The 17,854-nt window shown below is 62.0% G+C and carries 18 protein-coding genes; 12 read left to right on the forward strand and 6 right to left on the reverse strand.

Translation table 11 applies throughout. From position 1 onward, the window contains the following. Positions 1-5 precede the first annotated feature (5 nt). Positions 6-665, reverse strand: a complete 660-nt coding sequence (locus tag FHT28_RS18615; RefSeq protein WP_168597009.1) for a ribonuclease HII — start codon at positions 663-665, stop codon at positions 6-8. Between the two features lie 110 nt (positions 666-775). Further along, complete coding sequence (locus FHT28_RS18620) at positions 776-1,933, reverse strand: PA0069 family radical SAM protein (protein WP_047560873.1); 1,158 nt, start codon at positions 1,931-1,933, stop codon at positions 776-778. Between the two features lie 206 nt (positions 1,934-2,139). On the opposite strand from FHT28_RS18620, the gene FHT28_RS18625 reads away from it, so the two are divergent. Together FHT28_RS18625 and FHT28_RS18630 are read left to right on the forward strand one after the other, a co-directional pair. Then, the gene (locus FHT28_RS18625; RefSeq protein ID WP_037198514.1) at positions 2,140-2,658 is read left to right on the forward strand and encodes a glycosyl transferase; all 519 of its coding nucleotides are present in this window, start codon (positions 2,140-2,142) and stop codon (positions 2,656-2,658) included. A gap of 176 nt (positions 2,659-2,834) precedes the next feature. Continuing rightward, complete coding sequence (locus FHT28_RS18630; protein ID WP_037198515.1) at positions 2,835-3,149, forward strand: hypothetical protein; 315 nt, start codon at positions 2,835-2,837, stop codon at positions 3,147-3,149. A 31-nt stretch (positions 3,150-3,180) separates the two neighbouring features. Here FHT28_RS18630 and moaB read toward each other — a convergent pair whose 3' ends face one another. From moaB to FHT28_RS18650, 4 genes are all read right to left on the reverse strand, one after another. Further along, positions 3,181-3,735, reverse strand: a complete 555-nt coding sequence (gene moaB, locus FHT28_RS18635) for a molybdenum cofactor biosynthesis protein B (RefSeq protein ID WP_168597010.1) — start codon at positions 3,733-3,735, stop codon at positions 3,181-3,183. Next, a complete protein-coding gene (locus FHT28_RS18640; protein WP_168597011.1) occupies positions 3,735-4,643 on the reverse strand; it encodes a 4-(cytidine 5'-diphospho)-2-C-methyl-D-erythritol kinase in 909 nt (302 codons plus the stop codon). The genes moaB and FHT28_RS18640 overlap by 1 nt, the downstream gene beginning before the upstream one ends. Before the next feature lie 8 nt (positions 4,644-4,651). Continuing rightward, positions 4,652-6,505, reverse strand: a complete 1,854-nt coding sequence (locus tag FHT28_RS18645; RefSeq protein ID WP_047640437.1) for a tetratricopeptide repeat protein — start codon at positions 6,503-6,505, stop codon at positions 4,652-4,654. Positions 6,506-6,628: 123 nt separating this feature from the next. Continuing rightward, a complete protein-coding gene (locus FHT28_RS18650; RefSeq protein WP_168597012.1) occupies positions 6,629-7,645 on the reverse strand; it encodes a polyprenyl synthetase family protein in 1,017 nt (338 codons plus the stop codon). A 108-nt stretch (positions 7,646-7,753) separates the two neighbouring features. Here FHT28_RS18650 and FHT28_RS18655 point away from each other — a divergent pair, with 108 nt between their 5' ends. The 10 genes from FHT28_RS18655 (at position 7,754) to glyS (ending at position 17,843) form a co-directional block, all read left to right on the forward strand. Further along, positions 7,754-7,984 (forward strand): DUF2007 domain-containing protein, encoded by a 231-nt coding sequence (locus FHT28_RS18655; RefSeq protein ID WP_168597013.1) that lies wholly within the window; start codon positions 7,754-7,756, stop codon positions 7,982-7,984. An 8-nt stretch (positions 7,985-7,992) separates the two neighbouring features. Beyond that, positions 7,993-8,769 carry a methyltransferase gene (locus tag FHT28_RS18660; protein WP_168597014.1) on the forward strand — a complete coding sequence of 259 codons (777 nt, stop codon included), beginning with the start codon at positions 7,993-7,995 and terminating at the stop codon, positions 8,767-8,769. Between the two features lie 105 nt (positions 8,770-8,874). After that, positions 8,875-9,735 carry a S49 family peptidase gene (locus FHT28_RS18665; protein WP_047640411.1) on the forward strand — a complete coding sequence of 287 codons (861 nt, stop codon included), beginning with the start codon at positions 8,875-8,877 and terminating at the stop codon, positions 9,733-9,735. A gap of 16 nt (positions 9,736-9,751) precedes the next feature. Next, positions 9,752-9,943 (forward strand): membrane protein, encoded by a 192-nt coding sequence (locus tag FHT28_RS18670; RefSeq protein ID WP_034508388.1) that lies wholly within the window; start codon positions 9,752-9,754, stop codon positions 9,941-9,943. Positions 9,944-10,067: 124 nt separating this feature from the next. Next, complete coding sequence (locus FHT28_RS18675; RefSeq protein ID WP_037198523.1) at positions 10,068-11,027, forward strand: glycine--tRNA ligase subunit alpha; 960 nt, start codon at positions 10,068-10,070, stop codon at positions 11,025-11,027. A 150-nt stretch (positions 11,028-11,177) separates the two neighbouring features. Further along, positions 11,178-11,729 carry a LemA family protein gene (locus tag FHT28_RS18680; protein WP_037198525.1) on the forward strand — a complete coding sequence of 184 codons (552 nt, stop codon included), beginning with the start codon at positions 11,178-11,180 and terminating at the stop codon, positions 11,727-11,729. An 87-nt stretch (positions 11,730-11,816) separates the two neighbouring features. Beyond that, positions 11,817-13,073 (forward strand): 3-phosphoshikimate 1-carboxyvinyltransferase, encoded by a 1,257-nt coding sequence (locus tag FHT28_RS18685; protein WP_168597015.1) that lies wholly within the window; start codon positions 11,817-11,819, stop codon positions 13,071-13,073. A gap of 90 nt (positions 13,074-13,163) precedes the next feature. Continuing rightward, a complete protein-coding gene (locus FHT28_RS18690; protein WP_168597016.1) occupies positions 13,164-15,101 on the forward strand; it encodes a DUF2207 domain-containing protein in 1,938 nt (645 codons plus the stop codon). Between the two features lie 170 nt (positions 15,102-15,271). Further along, positions 15,272-15,571 carry a DUF559 domain-containing protein gene (locus FHT28_RS18695; protein WP_246704895.1) on the forward strand — a complete coding sequence of 100 codons (300 nt, stop codon included), beginning with the start codon at positions 15,272-15,274 and terminating at the stop codon, positions 15,569-15,571. Between the two features lie 157 nt (positions 15,572-15,728). Continuing rightward, positions 15,729-17,843: a glycine--tRNA ligase subunit beta gene (gene glyS / locus FHT28_RS18700; protein WP_168597017.1), complete on the forward strand. Its 2,115-nt coding sequence runs from the start codon at positions 15,729-15,731 to the stop codon at positions 17,841-17,843. The last annotated feature ends 11 nt before the right edge of the window (positions 17,844-17,854 follow it).

Here is a 17,854-nt window from a genome sequence, read left to right on the forward strand (position 1 = left end):
GATCTTCAGACGGCTTCCTTCTTCAGGGGCCGAAAGCTCATGCGGTGCAGGGAGCACGGGCCATGCAGCTCGATGCCGGCGCGATGCTGGGCAGTGCCATAGCCGGCATGGGCCGCGAAGCCATAGGCGGGAAAGTCGTCGCCTGCTCGCGCCATCATCCGGTCGCGCGTCACCTTCGCGACGATCGAGGCGGCTGCGATCGAGAAAGAGCGCGCATCGCCCTTGACCACAGCCTTGCCAGGGCATGCAAGGCCCGCGGGCACATCGAGGCCGTCGGTCAACACATAGCTTGCCGGCACCGCCAGGCTGCAAATGGCACGGCGCATCGCGTCGAGGCTTGCCTTGCGGATATCCGTCGTGTCGATACGGGCTGCACTCGATGAGGCAATGGAAACGGTTGCCGTCGCGAGGATTTCGACAAACAGCGCTTCGCGTCTGGCGGCGGTGAGCTGCTTGGAATCGTTCAGCCCCTGCGGAATGCGTTCGGGATCGAGAATGACTGCCGCTGCGACGACAGGCCCTGCGAGGGGCCCACGGCCTGCCTCGTCGGCACCGGCGACCGGCCAGTGTCCGGCGCGGCGGGCGATCAGTTCCAGCTCGAAGGTCGGGATGATTGGCGCTTCGTCGAAAAGCATGGGAGAATCGGGTGATGTGCTGCGTGGCATGCGGCAAAGCTCGCACACCACCCGATCTCCTGCAAGCCCCCGGTGGATCAGGGCGGCGAACCTGGGGGGCTCTCTTCCAGCGGGCACAGGGAAAAACCCGCGAGGAAAGGTCAGAGCAGCGACAGCTGGACGCCGCTGCCGTCAGGCGGCACGAACAGGTCGTCGCGCAGCGCGATATTGCGGCGTGTGAGATCGAGCCGTCGCGTTGCCATTTCGAAGCGACGGCTGATCTGCCAGGCATAGGGTCCGGCACCCTTCATGCGTTTGCCAAAATCGGCATCGTAATCCTTGCCGCCGCGCATCGAGCGGACCAGCGACATGACGTGGCGGTATCGATCCGGATAGTGCTGCAGCAGCCAGTCGCGAAACAGCGGGCTCACTTCCAGAGGCAGCCGCAGGATCACATAGCTTGCCTCCAGCGCGCCGGCAGCCTTGCCGGCATCGAGGATGCGCTCGATCTCATGGTCGTTGAGGGCGGGAATGATCGGCGCCACCATGATCGAGGTGCGGATGCCGGCCTCGCTCAGGGCCTGGATCGCCTCCAGTCGCCGCGGCGGCGTCGCGGCGCGCGGTTCCATGGTGCGCGCCAGCTTCCGATCGAGCGTCGTCACCGACAGGCCCACCCGCACCAGGTTCTTGGCGGCCATGTCCTTGAGGATATCGATATCGCGCATGACCAGCGCTGATTTGGTGACGATAGCGACCGGATGGTTCGCCCTGTTCAGCACTTCGAGGATCTGGCGCATGATCCGCCATTCCTTCTCGATCGGCTGATAAGGATCGGTGTTGGTGCCGATGGCGATGACGCGCGGCTTGTAGCCGGGCTTTGCCAGTTCCCGCTCCAGAAGCTTCGCCGCATCCGGCTTGGCAAACAGCTTCGCTTCGAAATCCAGCCCCGGCGACAGGCCCATATAGGCATGCGTCGGCCGCGCGAAGCAGTAGATGCAGCCATGCTCGCAGCCGCGATAGGGATTGACGGAACGATCGAAGGGAATATCGGGCGATTCGTTGCGCGTGATCGCGGTGCGCGGCTTCTCCACCTGCACCTCGGTCTTGAAGGGCGGAAGCTCCTCCAGGGTCTGCCAGCCGTCATCGAAGGTCTCGCGCTGCCGAGCTTCGAACCGGCCGCTCGGGTTCAGCCCGGCGCCGCGTCCGCGCCGGCGCTCGACGTCGACCCTGAGGCCGGCGTCGGCGATCAAGGCGTTGGCAATGTCTGGCGTATTGGCAGGCGCGAATGCGGCCTGCCCTGCAAGGGACTGCTCGTTCATCGGTAGCTCCAGGGCGGTTCGTGGCGCCGCACGCCGCGTCTAAGGTGATTAAATTCCTATCCGACAAATGAGAACAATGCAAGAACAAAATACGAAATTGCACTCCGCCGCGACCTTTGAGGCTGTGTATAAGCCTTCCCGCTAAACCTTCGGGTTTGAGGGGTTATGCGCTGGCAATAAATTGTGCGCCGCTCTATAAATGGGCAATGTTGACGGTAATCATCGAATGTCAGGATCAGGAACCTGAGCTGGCGCAGACATTGGCGGCATTGGTGGCGGGCGCTATCGAGGGCCTGGTTTGCGATGTCGTCGTGCTCGATCACGGCTCGCGGGACGGCACCTCACGGGTGGCGGATGCCGCCGGCTGCCGGTTCTATTCGCAGTGGGATATAAAAGACATATTGCGCACGGCGCGCGGCGAATGGCTGCTGCTGGTCGAGCCCGGCGCGCGCCCGCAGGCCGGCTGGATCGACGAGATCGCCGAATATGTTTCGTTGAACAAGGTGCCTGCACGCTTTACCGCATCGCGCGGTTATCGCCGGCCTTTCCTGCAGCGCATCGGCCGCGGCACACCGCCCCTGGAGCTGGGATTACTGCTTTCCAAGCCACAGGCCATCGCCGTCGCCAGAACCGGCATGCGGCTGGCGGAATTCGCCAAAGGTCAGAAAAGCCGCAGGCTTTCAAGCGAACTCATTCCATCCTGGGTCGCGCGGGCGGCGCGATAGAGCTCTCATCGTCCCAGATTCCATTTGTAAACCTGGGAATAGCTGTCATAATTTTGTTGTGGCGGCACCTTTCGCGTATCGCGTTGGGCGGCCGACCACAAAGATGCCGGTATGCGGCGGAACTGGTCAGCGGAACTCTCCTTTTCCGCCGAGATTTCGGCGAAAGGAGGTGCGTTATGAAACGCACGATGCTCTACCGCCTTATTGCAACGGCCTTCGTTGCAAGTGCAATTCTCTATCCCGGCGTTGCCGCCTCCCAAGCGACACTGGCTTGCGCCAAGCGCGTTGATATCATCGCGTTCCTTGGCGACCATCTTTCCGAAAAGCTGTCGGCTGCCGGCAAGCTCGATCCCAACACCATCGTTGAAATCTACGCTGCCGAAAGCGGCAACTGGACGCTGATGATCAGCGACGTCTCCGGACGGAGCTGCATCATTCTCAGCGGTGATACTTGGGAATCAATTCCTGCCCTGCCGGGGCCAAAGGCATAGCGGGCTGCGAGGCCTTGCGGACACGCAGGATCTATTTGGAACCGCCGCCGCGCTTCAGATGCTCGTCGAGGCGGGGCATGATCTCCACGAAATTGCAAGGCATGTGCCGGTAGTCGAGCTGCGCCTTCAATATGCCGTCCCAGGCGTCCTTGCAGGCGCCGGGAGAGCCCGGCAGCACGAAGATGAAAGTGGCATTGGCGACGCCGCCGGTTGCCCGCGACTGTATCGTCGCCGTGCCGATCTTGTCGTAGGAAATGCGATGGAAGACCTCGGAAAAACCGTCCATCCGCTTTTCGAACAAGGGTTCCAGCGCCTCGGGCGTGACGTCGCGGCCGGTAAAGCCGGTGCCGCCGGTGGTGATCACGACGTCGACCGCATCATCAAGTGTCCAGGCTTCCACCTGGGCGCGAATGCGCTCCTTGTCATCGGGAACGATGGCGCGGCTGACAAGCCTGTGACCGGCTTCGGCAATGCGTGCGACCAGCGTATCGCCAGACTTGTCGTCGGCCAGCGTGCGCGTATCGGAGACGGTCAGCACGGCGATGCCGACGGGAATGAAGGATCTTTCGGTGCCTGGGCCTGCCATCATGCCTCTCCCGCAATCGTCTCGGTCGCCTGGAAATACCAGTCCGGCCTCTGTCTGTGAAGCAAGGCAGCCGCAGCCTCTGCCTGCTCGATGGTATCGAAGATGCCGAAGCATGTCGCCCCGGAGCCGGACATGCGAGTCACAACGGCATGCTGGCTTCCGATCAAACCGGCGAGCGTTGAAATCTCGCCGCAAATCATTCGCGCCGGCGGCTCGAGGTCGTTGCGCAGGCTTCTGATCGTCTCGATCCATTCGTCGCGCCCCTGCGGCATCCGCGACGGGAACAGGAGCGGCGGATTGTCCTTGCGGGAAAGCCGGCGGAATACCTCCGGTGTCGAGACGCCGACAAGGGGATTGCCGAGAACCATGGAAAAGGACGGAAAGTCCGGCAGGAGTTCGATCGCCTCGCCGATGCCGCGCGCCACCAACGGCCGGCTCGCGAGGCACATCGGCACATCCGCCCCGAGCTTCAGCGCAATTGCCTTTGTCGTTTCTTCCGGCAGTGCTGCGCCCCATAGCCGCGTCAGCCCGCGTAGCGTCGCGGCCGCATCCGCCGAGCCGCCACCGATGCCCGAGGCGATCGGCAGGTTCTTTTCGAGATGGATGTGAACGGGCGGCGCATCGATCTCGAAAAGAACCTGCCGCAGCAGATCTCGCGCCTTGAGAACGAGGTTGTTTCCCGCTTCTGCATCGGCGGAGAGAAGAGGGGCAAAGCGCCCGGAAAGGCTGAATTCGTCATGCTCGCTGGTGCGAAAGGCAAGGCGGTCGCCGTGGCGGGCAAAGCTCACCAGCATATCGAGCAGATGATAGCCGTCGGCGCGGCGGCCCATCACATGCAGCGCAAGATTGATCTTTGCGGGCGCTTCCTCCGTGAGGTCGAAATCGCCCGCTGCCAAGATCGCGTTCATGAAAAGTCTTAGGACTTCTTATCGACCGGAGCAGGCGCGTTCGAATCGGGAGCGGGCGCCGGTGCCGGATCGGGCTGCTTGGTCTTGTCGACCGTCTTCGGATCGGTGTCGAGCGCAGGCAAGCCCTTGTCGACCTTCTCCTTGATCTTCGGAATATCGGCTTCTTCCGGCTTCGAGGCCAACGCCCGATTCCACTGGTAGACGGCTTCGAGCTTGCGGTTTACGCGCCAATAGGCATCGCCCAGATGATCGTTGATGGTGGGATCGCCGGCCTTGAGCTGTGCGGCGCGCTCCAGCTCGTTCACTGCATCGTCGAAGCGGTTGAGGCGGAAATAGGCCCAGCCGAGCGAATCGACGATATAGCCGTCATCCGGCTTGAGGTCGACGGCCTTCCGGATCATGTCCAGACCCTGGTCGAGGTTCATGTTCATGTCGACCCAGGAATAGCCGAGATAGTTCAGCACCTGCGGCTGATCCGGGTTGAGTTCCAGAGCCTTCTTGAAGTTCGGCTCGGCATCGGCCCACTTCTTCAGCCGCTCATAGGCGATGCCGCGCTGGAAGAACACGGCCCAGTCGCTGCGCTTCGGCACGGGGCCGATGATCTGCACGGCCTTGTCGTAGTTATCGGCCATGGCCTGGAAGTCCTTGGCATCGGAAAGGACGCTGCCATAGGCCAGATAGCTGCGGACGTCGTTGGGGTCGGAATCGATCAGCGCCTTCAGATGCTTGCGGGCATCGTCAACCTTGCCGGCCTGCGCCAGAGCAAGCCCGAGTTGCAGCTCGGAGATGCGGGCCATCGGCGAATTGTCCGGCACCTTCCTGTAGAAAGCGATGGCGCGATCGGTCTGCTCCTGCTTTTCCGCAAGCCCGCCGAGAAGAACCAGCGTATCGGCGGCCTTCGAATCGAGCGAGTTGGCGATCTGCAGATAAAGCGAAACGACATCTTCGGCGCCGTCCCGGTTGAGCGCGGCACCGATGGTGAACAGCACGGCCGCCGCGCCCTGCGTCGCGTCAGTTACCTGCTGCTCTGGCGTATCACCCTTGCTGATGCTGTCGCGAAGCGCATTGAGCGGCGCGTAATTGCTGACGAGGTTGTCGCCGACCGAAATTGCATCGAGAGCCTTCTGCTTGTCGCCGGCCTTGGCCTCGAGGCGTGCCAGTGCCATGACGGAGCGCATGAAGGTGTCGGGTGCCGTTGCGCCACCCGTCTTGTCGAGGACGGCGTCGTTGAGATGCGAGCGTGCCGATTTCAAATCGCCTATCGTCAGGGCGATGGCGCCGGCATGATAGTTCTTGAAGATGTTGAACCAATCGGGGCCCTTCATCTTGTCGATCATCGCGATCGCTTCCTTGCCGCGGCCGGAGCCAGCGCGGGCCCAGGCGGAGAGCAGGTTGGTCATCATCCGGTCGAGATCGTTCGGACCGTTATACTTCAGGATATCCTGAGCGCTCCTGTATTCATGGCGGCGGATGGCGTCCATGCCGCGCACGATCGTCGTGACGCGCTCGACGGAGGGATCGCTCTTCAGCTCGTTGGCGTATTTCACGCCTTCTTCAAGATTGCCGTTGAGCAGCAGCGAAATCATCAACCGCTGACGGATTTCCGGATTGCCCGGCTCGATCATCAGCGCCTTTTTGTAGAGCGCGATGGCGGTGTCGTAGTCGTGGTCGACATCGGCTGTGCGGGCGGCCAGGAAAGCCCCGGCAAAAGTATCGACATTTTCCGGATCGAAGGCGACCGGGGTGTTGATCTCCGGCGCTGCCGGCTTGTCCTCAGCACGCGCGCCATTCAGGGCGGACACGGAAAGGATCGCCGCCAAGGCTACGCCCGAGAGGAAACGGATGGCAAGTCTCTGCCGCATTAGAAAGCCTTTCATCAAGGGATGGCCAGCGAAGTCGCCGGCGGCATAAAGCATTCGTGTCAACTGATTCACAACAGGATGGCTTTTTTGAAGCGGCCCTGCAAGAAATTCGGTCCGCCGCTATCAATTAACGCGTTCGATGCAGAAATCGATCACTTCCAGAAGTGCGGATTTCCAGGGCGTTTCCGGCAATGGCGCCAGGGCGTCGCGGGCGATGGTGCCATAATGAATGGCACGGGCGATTGTGTCGGCAAGTGCGCCATATTTCGTGATCAGGCCCAGGGCCTTCTCAAGGTTCTCGTCGCTGTTGTTGCCCGTTTCGATGGCGTCACGCCAGAAGGCACGTTCCTTTTCGGTGCCGCGGCGATAGGCCAGGATCACCGGAAGCGTGATCTTGCCTTCACGGAAATCGTCGCCGACATTCTTGCCGAGATCAGCGGCCTTGCCGCCGTAATCAAGCGCGTCGTCGACGAGCTGGAAGGCGAGGCCGAGATTGGTGCCGTAGGATTTCAGCGCGTTGCGCTCAGCCTTGCCGGCATTGGCGACAATCGGACCGACTTCGGCGGCGGCGGCGAAAAGCGCCGCGGTCTTGGCGCGGATGACCGAGAGATAATCGTCCTCGGTCGTTTCCATGTTCTTGGAGACGGAGAGCTGCAGCACTTCGCCTTCGGCGATGACGCAGGCAGCCGAGGAGAGTACATCGAGCGCCTCGAGCGAGCCGACTTCGACCATCATCCGGAAAGCCTGGCCGAGCAGGAAGTCGCCGACGAGCACGCTCGCCTGGTTGCCCCAGATCATGCGGGCGGTGGACTTGCCGCGGCGCAGGTCGCTTTCATCGACCACGTCGTCGTGCAGCAATGTCGCCGTATGCAGGAACTCGACGGATGTGGCGAGCTTGATGTGATTGTCGCCCTGGTAGTGATAGAGCGCCGCCGAGGCGATGGTCAGCATCGGCCGCAAGCGCTTGCCGCCAGACGAGATGAGATGCTCCGCAACCTCGGGAATCATCTGTACATCGGAACCGGCTTTCGACAGGATGAGCTGATTGACGCGTTCCATGTCCGCCTTGGTCAGATCCACCAAAGGCTTGATGGATGCCAGTTTATTCTTGCTTTCTTCCAGCGGTATCACGACGCCCAACGATCCGGACTCCTGTTCATTTTCTGCAAAGCACCATAAGAAGGGGCGAAAGAGGCGGCAAGAGGCGAATTGTCTCGTCGCGTAAATTTGACAGGAAACTCAAGGCTTATGCACGAACTCATCCGCACGAATGATCCGGTCCTCCTCTCTTTTGCGGAGAGCCTGATGAAAGATGCCGGGATTCATTGCTTCGTCGCGGATCAAGCCATGAGCATTCTCGAAGGCTCGCTCGGCATGCTGCCGCGGCGCTTTCTGGTGGATGAGGAGCGCGCCGATCAGGCACGGCGTATCCTCTTCGACGCCGGCCTCGGCGACGAGTTGCGCCCGGCGCGTGCCTGAGGTGCGCTATGACCGATAGCCCCCCGGAAACCATCGACGCCTTCCATCGCGGGGCGTTTCATGTCGTCCAGCCGAAGGGCAGGGGACATCGTTCCGGTATGGATGCCATGCTGCTGGCAGCTCTCGTCGCCGACGAGCGCCCCATCCGGGTGGCCGATCTCGGCGCCGGCGCGGGTGCGGCCGGCATGGCGGTGGCGTCGCGGCTCGATCGGGCTGATGTGGTGCTGTTCGAACGCTCGCCCGACATGGCCGAATTCGCCCGCAAGAGCCTGTTGCTGTCAGAAAATGCCCGTTTCGCCGGCCGTGTCTCGGTCCTCGAGGCCGATGTGACGCTGACCGGCAAGGACCGCAATGAGGCGGGGCTGATCGACGACAGTTTCCATCACGTCATCATGAACCCGCCCTTCAACGACGCCAGCGACCGGCTGACGCCCGATGCGCTGAAGGCCGAGGCGCATGCCATGACCGAGGGGCTGTTCGAGCGGTGGATACGCACGGCGGGCGCCATCATGATCCCCGGCGGCCAGCTGTCGCTCATTGCCCGGCCGCAATCGATCGGCGAGATCATCGGCGCCTGCGGCCGCCGCTTCGGCGGCATCGAGATCACGCCGATCCATCCGCGCGAGGGCGAAAACGCGGTGCGCATCCTGGTGACGGCGATCAAGGGATCGAGGGCGAGGCTGGTGCTGCGCGCGTCGCTGATCATGCACGGCGAAGGGACGCACAAATTCTCCGATTTCGTCGACGATATGAACAACGGTCGTGCCGCCTATCCGCGCAAATAACGCGTTGCCGGCGTGAATCGGCGCATGAAATGCGATCGGCGATGTTGCGTTTGCCGTTTCCATGCATACATCACGGGCAGCGAACATCATGATTCAAGGTGACGAATGGTTGGGTTTTTCAGGCGCATGCTTCCGAAGCGGTTTCGCAAGGAAAGGGTGGTCATACCTGTCGTTCGGTTGAGCGGTGTCATCTCCTCCGGCGGCGGTCCGCTGCGGCAATCGTTGAATCTGGCTGGCGTCGCGCAGGCATTGGAAAAGGCCTTCGATATGAAGGACGCGCCGGCCGTCGCCATTGCGGTGAACTCGCCGGGCGGCTCTCCGGTGCAATCGCGGATGATCTATAATCGTATCCGCGATCTGGCTCTTGAGAAGAAAAAGAAGGTTCTGGTCTTCGTCGAGGATGTGGCGGCTTCCGGCGGCTATATGATCGCGCTCGCCGGTGACGAGATCATCGCCGACGCCACCTCCATCGTCGGCTCGATCGGCGTCGTCTCCGGCGGTTTCGGCTTTCCGGAGCTGTTGAAGAAGATCGGCATCGAGCGCCGCGTCTATACCGCCGGCGAGAACAAGGTGATCCTCGATCCGTTCCAGCCGGAAAAGGAAAAGGACATCGACTATCTGAAGAGCCTCCAGCTCGAGATCCACAAGGTCTTCATCGACATGGTGCGCGAGCGGCGGGCGGGAAAGCTTGATGCGGACGATACTGTGTTTTCCGGCCTCTTCTGGACGGGAGGCCGCGGCCTTGAGCTCGGCCTTATCGACGGTCTCGGCGACATGCGTCAGGAATTGCGGAAGCGTTTCGGCGACAAGGTCAAGCTCGCGCTGATCACCACGCCACGCAGCCTTTTCGGCCGTCGCGCCCCCGGTGTTTCTCTGTCTGGTATCGATGGTCTCGGTGCCGGCCTTGCTTCCGGGCTTGCGGAAGTGGCAGAGGAAAAGGCATTGTGGAGCCGGTACGGATTGTAATCGGGAGCGCTGGGTAATGCCCCAGATCATCTTCTTCGTCGCCGCCGTCGGCGGCCTGTGGTTTTTGTATCGGCGCTTCGTCCGCGACGCCCAGAGGCTCGCCGAGAAGTCCCGTCGCGCCGAAACGGAGCGGCGTACCGGTGCAATCGGGACCCTGGTCAAGGATCCGAAGACGGGGGAATACCGCGTCAAGCGGGAGGATGAGTAACATTCGCGGACACCGCGGCGCGCGCAACGGCAAGGCGACAGTTTGCCCGTCAAAGTCTTGACCCTTTCGCCCGGTCGTGGCACCTGTCCGCCAAACCATTCGCTAGCGGAAGAAATCAATTCCCATGACTGCCAACGTGCCCGACCATATGAACCCGAAGCGCTCCTTTCAGGCGCTGATTCTGACGCTGCACAATTATTGGGCCGACAAGGGTTGCGCGGTTCTGCAGCCTTACGACATGGAAGTCGGCGCCGGCACGTTCCATCCGGCGACCACGTTGCGCGCGCTTGGCCCGAAGCCCTGGCGTGCAGCCTATGTCCAGCCGTCGCGCCGCCCGTCCGACGGCCGCTATGGCGAAAACCCGAACCGTCTGCAGCATTATTATCAGTATCAGGTCATCCTGAAGCCCAATCCGCCGAACCTGCAGGAGCTCTATCTCGGCTCGCTGAAAGCGATCGGCCTCGATCCGCTTCTGCATGACATCCGCTTCGTCGAGGACGACTGGGAGAGCCCGACGCTCGGCGCATGGGGTCTCGGCTGGGAGTGCTGGTGCGACGGCATGGAAGTGTCGCAGTTCACCTATTTCCAGCAGGTCTGCGGCATCGAATGCGCGCCGGTTGCCGGCGAATTGACCTACGGCCTTGAGCGCCTTGCGACCTATGTCCAAGGCGTCGACAGCGTCTACGATCTGAATTTCAACGGCCTCGAGGGCGAAGACAAGATCAGCTACGGCGATATCTTCCTGCAGGCCGAGCAGGAATATTCGCGGCATAATTTCGAATATGCCAATACCGAAATGCTGCATCGCCATTTCATCGATGCCGAGAAGGAATGCCAGGCGCTGCTGGCCGCCGGCGCGCCCGGCGACAGCGATAACCAGCGCCTGCACAAATGCGTTTTCCCGGCCTATGACCAGTGCATCAAGGCCAGCCACGTCTTCAACCTGCTCGATGCCCGTGGCGTCATCTCGGTGACCGAGCGTCAGAGCTACATCCTGCGCGTGCGCACGCTGGCCAAGGCCTGCGGCGAGGCCTTCCTGCTGACGGATGCCGGCGGCGCCAATTGGCACCAGCGGGCAGCCTGAACGGCTGGAAGTAGCAGCGCTCGCCTACTTTGCGGGCTGCGGCATTGCTCCGCGGCCCAATCTTGGGCTTGCGCCGCGGCGAAAGCCGGGTGACATTACCGGCAAATCTGCCTAGTGTCCCTGCGGTTGCAGTCGCCCCGGGGAGTCGAGATGTATATTCTTCTAGCGATCATAGTGCTGGCAGCACTCTATGTCGTCTTCATCTACAACGGGCTCGTTCGCGCGCGCCAGGTCGCGGAAGAGGCATGGTCCGGCATCGACGTGCAGTTGAAGCGCCGCGCCGATCTCATCCCCAATCTGGTCGAGACGGTCAAAGGCTATGCCGGCCATGAGAACAAGACGCTGATCGAGGTTACCCAGGCGCGCAATGCGGCCCAGGCTGTGCCCGCTGGTGACGTTGCCGGCCGTGCTGCTGCCGAGGGCATTCTCAGCCAGGCGCTTGGCCGTCTGATGGCCGTTTCCGAAGCCTATCCCGATCTGAAGGCCAATACCGGCTTCGTCGAGTTGCAGCAGTCGCTGGAGACGACGGAAAATGAGATCCAGATGTCGCGCCGCTATTACAACGGCGCCGCGCGCGATCTGAACGTCAAGGTCGAGACCTTCCCCAACAATCTCATCGCCGGCCCCTTCGGCTTCGTCAAGAAGGCCTATTTCGAGATATCAAACGAAGCGGATCGCGCCGTTCCCACGGTAAAGTTCTGAGATTCCCGCTATCGGTTTTTCATGCGAGGCGGTAAAGGAAGCCGACCGACGGCCATCGGCCGCCTTCCTGACTGACCAAAGAGAATGATGATGGGTAGAGCAAAACTCACGATTATCCCGCCTGGCAAGCCGTTGACCGGCCGCGCCATGCCGCCGGGATCGAAGTCGATCACCAACCGCGCGCTGCTGCTCGCCGGCCTTGCCAAAGGCACGAGCCGGCTGACCGGCGCGCTGAAGAGCGACGATACCCGCTATATGGCCGAAGCGCTGCGCGCCATGGGCGTGACGATCGATGAGCCGGATGCCACGACCTTCATCGTGACAGGCAGCGGCAAATTGACGGCGCCGTCCGAGCCGCTTTTCCTCGGCAATGCCGGCACGGCAACACGCTTCCTGACCGCCGCCGCAGCACTGGTTGACGGCAAGGTCGTGGTGGATGGTGACGCCCACATGCGCAAGCGGCCGATCGGCCCGCTGGTCGACGCGCTGCGCTCGCTTGGCATCGATGCTTCGGCTGAAACCGGCTGCCCGCCCGTGACCATCAACGGCACCGGCCGCTTCGAGGCAAGCCGCGTGCAGATCGATGGCGGCCTTTCCAGCCAATATGTCTCGGCGCTGCTGATGATGGCTGCCGGCGGCGATCGCCCTGTTGATGTCGAGCTGCTCGGCGAGCATATCGGCGCCCTCGGCTATATCGACCTGACGGTTGCGGCCATGCGCGCTTTCGGCGCCAAGGTCGAGCGTGTGAGCCCGGTTGCGTGGCGCGTCGAGGCCACAGGCTACCAGGCCGCCGATTTCCTGATCGAGCCGGACGCCTCGGCCGCAACCTATCTCTGGGCGGCCGAAGTGCTGAGCGGCGGCAAGATCGATCTCGGCACGCCGGCGACGGAATTCTCGCAGCCGGATGCGCGAGCCTATGATTTCATCTCGAAGTTTCCGCATCTTCCGGCCGTCATCGACGGCTCGCAGATGCAGGATGCCATCCCGACGCTTGCCGTTCTCGCCGCCTTCAACGAGACGCCGGTGCGCTTCGTCGGCATCGAGAACCTGCGCGTCAAGGAGTGCGATCGTATCCGCGCGCTGTCGAGCGGCCTGTCGCGCATCGTCCCGAACCTCGGTACGGAGGAGGGTGACGATCTGATCGTCGCTTCCGATCCGAGCCTTGCCGGCAAGGTTCTGCCGGCCGAGATCGACAGCTTCGCCGATCACCGTATCGCCATGAGCTTTGCACTCGCTGGCCTGAAGATCGGCGGCATCACCATTCTCGATCCCGATTGCGTTGCGAAGACTTTCCCGGCCTATTGGGATGTACTGGCATCGCTGGGTGTCGCCTACGAAGACTGACGCCTCGCTTCAAAAGGGAACCGAGCGCGGAAACTATGTTTTACGCTGGACGGCGCCCAGGAGGGCGCCGCGGTATCTCTTGGGGGTGTGATGACGCGGCTTTCCGGGCTTCTGCTGGCTTTGCTCCTGCTGCTTTGCGCAACGGCTGTAACGGCGGCAGAACTCATCACCAATTTCGACCAGGCAATCGCCCTGCATCGCGATGGTTCCATGCGGGTTATCGAGACGATTTCGGCGAATGCGGAAGGCCGTGATATCCGACGCGGCATCTTCCGGGACTTTCCGGTGACAATGACCGATGCCAACGGCCGCGAGATCGAGGTGGATTTCAAGGTCGTTTCCGTCGAGCGCGACGGGCAGCCGGAGGATTGGCGCAGCGAGCGCATCAGGGGCGGTGAGCGCATCTATATCGGCAACGCCGATCGACTCCTGAACCGAGGCCCGCACACGTTCCGTATCACCTATGATACCGACCGGCAGATCCGTTATTTCGACGATCACGAAGAGCTTTACTGGAACGTGACAGGCAATGGCTGGCTGTTCCCGATCATCAATGCCAAGGCGACTGTCACATTGCCTGACGGTGTGGGACCCCAGCAGCTTGCCTTTTTCACCGGGCCGCTCGGCGCCAACGGGAAGAATGCAAGCGCGAGCGCACAGGGCAATATCGTCACCTTTGCAACGACCCGACCCCTCGCTATGGCCGAAGGTTTGACGATTGCCGTCAAGCTTGCGAAAGGGACGATCACGCCGCCGAGCGCCAGCCAGCAATGGAGCTGGTTTTTTCGAGATCATCTGGATACCAGTATCGCCATCGGCGGTCTGATCGTGCTGTTTATCTATTACATGCGCAGTTGGGTCAGAGTCGGGCGCGATCCGCCGCCGGGCGTGATGGTTCCACGCTGGGACCCGCCTGACGGTGTTTCGCCGGCGCTGGTCAACTATATCGACAACAAGGGCTTCACCCGCTCGGGATGGACGGCACTGTCGGCGACGGCGATCGATCTTGCGGTGCGCGGCTATGTCATCCTCGACGATCTGAAGGAGAAAGTGGTCATCCGCCCGACCGGCAAGGCGGCCGGCAGCAATCTGGGCGGCGGCGAAAAGGTGCTGATGCAGGCTGTCGGGCCGTTTTCCCCGCTTGTCATCGACAAGGAAAACGGCCAGGCGGTGCAGAAGCTCGGCTCGCAGTTTCGCAGCGCCATCGAGCGCGACCATCGCGATGAATACTATAAGGCCAATGCGTTCTACATCATTCTCGGCGTTGTGCTGTCGGTCCTGATCCTGGCGTCCATCATCATCTTCGGTCGCCTGCATGAGAATGCCCTGCCGCTGATCATCGTGCCCGGTTTCCTGTCGATTTTCGTGACGATCTTCGCGAGCATGATCGGCCGCAGGTTCCGCCGCCACAATGCCAGCCTCGGTCAGCGAATTCTGTCTGTCCTGGTCTTCGCCTTTTTCGGCTTCGTCTTCGTATCCATCGCGGTCAGCGGTTTTGCGGCTGCAGTCATGCCGCTGTGGGAAGCGGGCTTGCTGCCACTAACGGCCGGCATCGTCGGCATCTTCGCCCTCAACGTCGTCTTCTATTTCCTGATGGGGGCGCCGACACCGCTCGGGCGTAAGATGATGGATGGCATCGACGGTCTTCGGCAATATCTGACGCTGGCAGAACGTGACCGGATGAACATGCAGGGCGCGCCGCAAATGTCGCCGCAGCATTTCGAGAAGCTGCTGCCCTATGCCGTCGCTCTCGGCGTCGAAAAGCCCTGGTCCAGTGCTTTCGAGACCTGGCTCGCCACCGCGGCTGGCGCGTCTGCGGCGGCGACCTATGCGCCGGTATGGTATTCCGGCAACTTCAACCCCGGCAATATCGGCGGAACCATCGGCGATTTCTCTTCGTCAATGGCCTCCACCATTGCTTCCACCATCCCCGCCCCGGTATCCAGCTCGTCCTCTGCCTTTTCGGGCGGTGGAGGTGGCGGCTTCTCCGGCGGGGGCGGCGGCGGTGGAGGCGGTGGGGGCTGGTAGTTGTCCACCTCCCCCTTGAGGGGGAGGTCGCCGCGCAGCGGCGGGTGGGGGTGACCGTTGTCTAGCTGCGGAGGTTGTCGCGATCACCCCACCCCGGCCTTCGGCCGACCCTCCCCCTCAAGGGGAGGGTGTACGCCGCGATTTTCGATTGTAAGAGACGTGGATCCTTGATGCCCAAAAAGCCCTCCAAGCTGGATCGTTTCAAGATCGCCAATAGCCGGCGCTTGCGCGCTGGTTCAACGGCTGCGGAAGCCAAGCTTTGGAAGCATTTGTGGCGCATTCCAATCGAAGGGACGCATTTTCGGCGGCAGGTTTCGATCAGGCGTTATTTCGCTGATTTCACCTGTCATCAGATAGGTTTGATTATCGAGCTCGACGGCAGCCAGCACGCAGACGAAGCGGCAAGACGTTATGACGCCGAACGAACGTCCTATCTCGAAAATGAGGGCTACCATGTCGTTCGCTTCTGAAATGCTGAGGTCATGGATGAGATCGAGGCTGTTCTGGATACGATATTTGCCATTGTGCAGCAGCGGCAAATTTTGCTAGCAGAGGCCGACCGTTTTCACCCCACTCCGGCACACCGTGCCGACCCTCTCTCTCAAGGGGAGGGTGAGGAACCTTGACATGCCCGATCTCCTTCTCGAACTCCGCTCCGAGGAAATTCCCGCCCGTATGCAGCGCAAGGCTGCCGGCGATCTGAAGAAGTTGGTGACCGATGCCCTGGTCGAAGCGGGTCTTTCCTATGAGGGTGCGAGGGAATATTGGACGCCGCGGCGCCTCACGCTCGACATTCGCGGCCTGACGGCGCGCTCCGCCGATGTGCGCGAGGAGCGCAAGGGTCCGCGCACCGATGCCAATGAAAAGGCGATCGAAGGCTTTTTGCGCGGAGCGGGCCTGTCTTCCATTTCAGAAGCACAGGTGCAGAGCGACCCGAAGAAGGGTGATTTCTACGTTGCGATCATTTCCAGGCCCGGTCGTGCAGCGGAAGAAATCGTCGCCGCCGTTATGCCTGATATCGTCAGAAATTTCCCATGGCCGAAATCCATGCGCTGGGGCAAGGCCTCGGCTAAGCCCGGCTCGCTGCGCTGGGTGCGCCCGCTGCAGTCGATCGTCTGCATGTTCGGCACGGAACACGAAGAGACCGCCGCCATCCCCTTCGAGATCGACGGCATCGTCGCCTCTAACGTGACCTATGGCCATCGCTTCCATGCGCCTGATGCGATCACCGTCAAGCGCTTCGACGACTATGTGGCGAGCCTGGAGAAGGCCAGCGTCATCCTCGATGCCGAGCGCCGCAAGGATATCATCCTGCATGATGCCCGCGACATCGCCTTTGCCAACGGCCTGGACCTGGTCGAGGACGAGGGCTTGCTGGAAGAAGTGTCCGGCCTGGTCGAGTGGCCCCAGGTGCTGATGGGCTCCTTCGAGGAAGACTATCTGTCGATCCCGTCTGAGATCATCCGTCTCACCATCAAGACCAACCAGAAGTGTTTCGTTACTCGCCCGCAGGCGGGCGAGACGCTGTCCAACCGCTTCATTCTCGTCGCCAACATCCAGGCGACGGATGGCGGCAAGGAAATCATCCACGGTAACGGCAAGGTCGTGCGTGCCCGCCTGTCCGACGCGCTGCATTTCTGGAAGCGCGACCAGGGCGACCTGCCGGATCTCGAAACGCTGGAAGCTTCAGCCGCCAAGTTCGGCCTCGACCTGACGAAGCCGCTCGATCAGCGCATGGCCAAGCTCGATGCGCTTGATGTCACCTTCCATGCCAAGCTGGGCAGCCAGGGCGAGCGTGTCGCCCGCATCCGCATGCTTGCAGCTGAACTCGCCAAGATCACCGGCGCCGATCCGGCTTTGGTCGATCGCGCCGTGGTCCTGGCCAAGGCTGATCTCCGCACGGAAGCCGTCGGCGAATTCCCCGAGCTTCAGGGCCTCATGGGCCGCAAATATGCGGTGCTGCAGGGCGAGGACGCCTCGGTCGCCGCCGCCATCGAGGATCACTATAAGCCGCAAGGCCCCTCTGACCGCGTCCCCGAGGACAAGGTGGCGATCACGGTCGCGCTTGCCGACAAGCTGGATACGCTCGTCGGCTTCTGGGCGATTGACGAAAAGCCGACGGGTTCGAAAGATCCCTACGCGCTGCGCCGCGCCGCTCTCGGCGTCGTCCGGATCCTGCTGGAGCGAGGCGTGCGTCTGCCACTGCTGGCAACGACCAACGATGCTGATCTGCTGGCCTTCTTCCATGATCGCCTCAAGGTCTATCTGCGCGATCTCGGCGCCCGTTACGACTTGATCGACGCCGTGCTGACGCCGGAGACGGATGATCTCCTGATGATCGCCCGTCGCGTCGAGGCGTTGACGGCCTTCATTACCTCCGAGGATGGCAAGAACCTGCTCGCCGGCACCAAACGCGCCACCCAGCTTCTGGCCGCCGAAGAGAAGAAGGGCACGGTTGTCGCCGACAGCGTTTCGGAAGCCCTGCTGAAGCTCGATGCCGAAAAGGATCTCTTTGCGGCCGTTAAGGCAGCCTCCGCCGAGGCCTCCGATGCGATCGCCAAAGAGGATTTCCGCTCGGCCATGGCAGCGCTTTCCAAGCTGCGCGCGCCGGTCGACCGCTTCGCCAAGGACGTGTTCGTCAACGATGAGGATGCCGCTATCCGTGCCAACCGCCTGGCGCTCCTGCGCCTGATCCGCGCGGCAACCGGCACGGTCGCTGATTTCTCCAAGATTGCGGGATAAAGCCGGAGGGG

Origin of the sequence: Rhizobium sp. SG570 (assembly GCF_012275345.1) — a bacterium.
GTDB lineage: Bacteria > Pseudomonadota > Alphaproteobacteria > Rhizobiales > Rhizobiaceae > Rhizobium > Rhizobium lusitanum.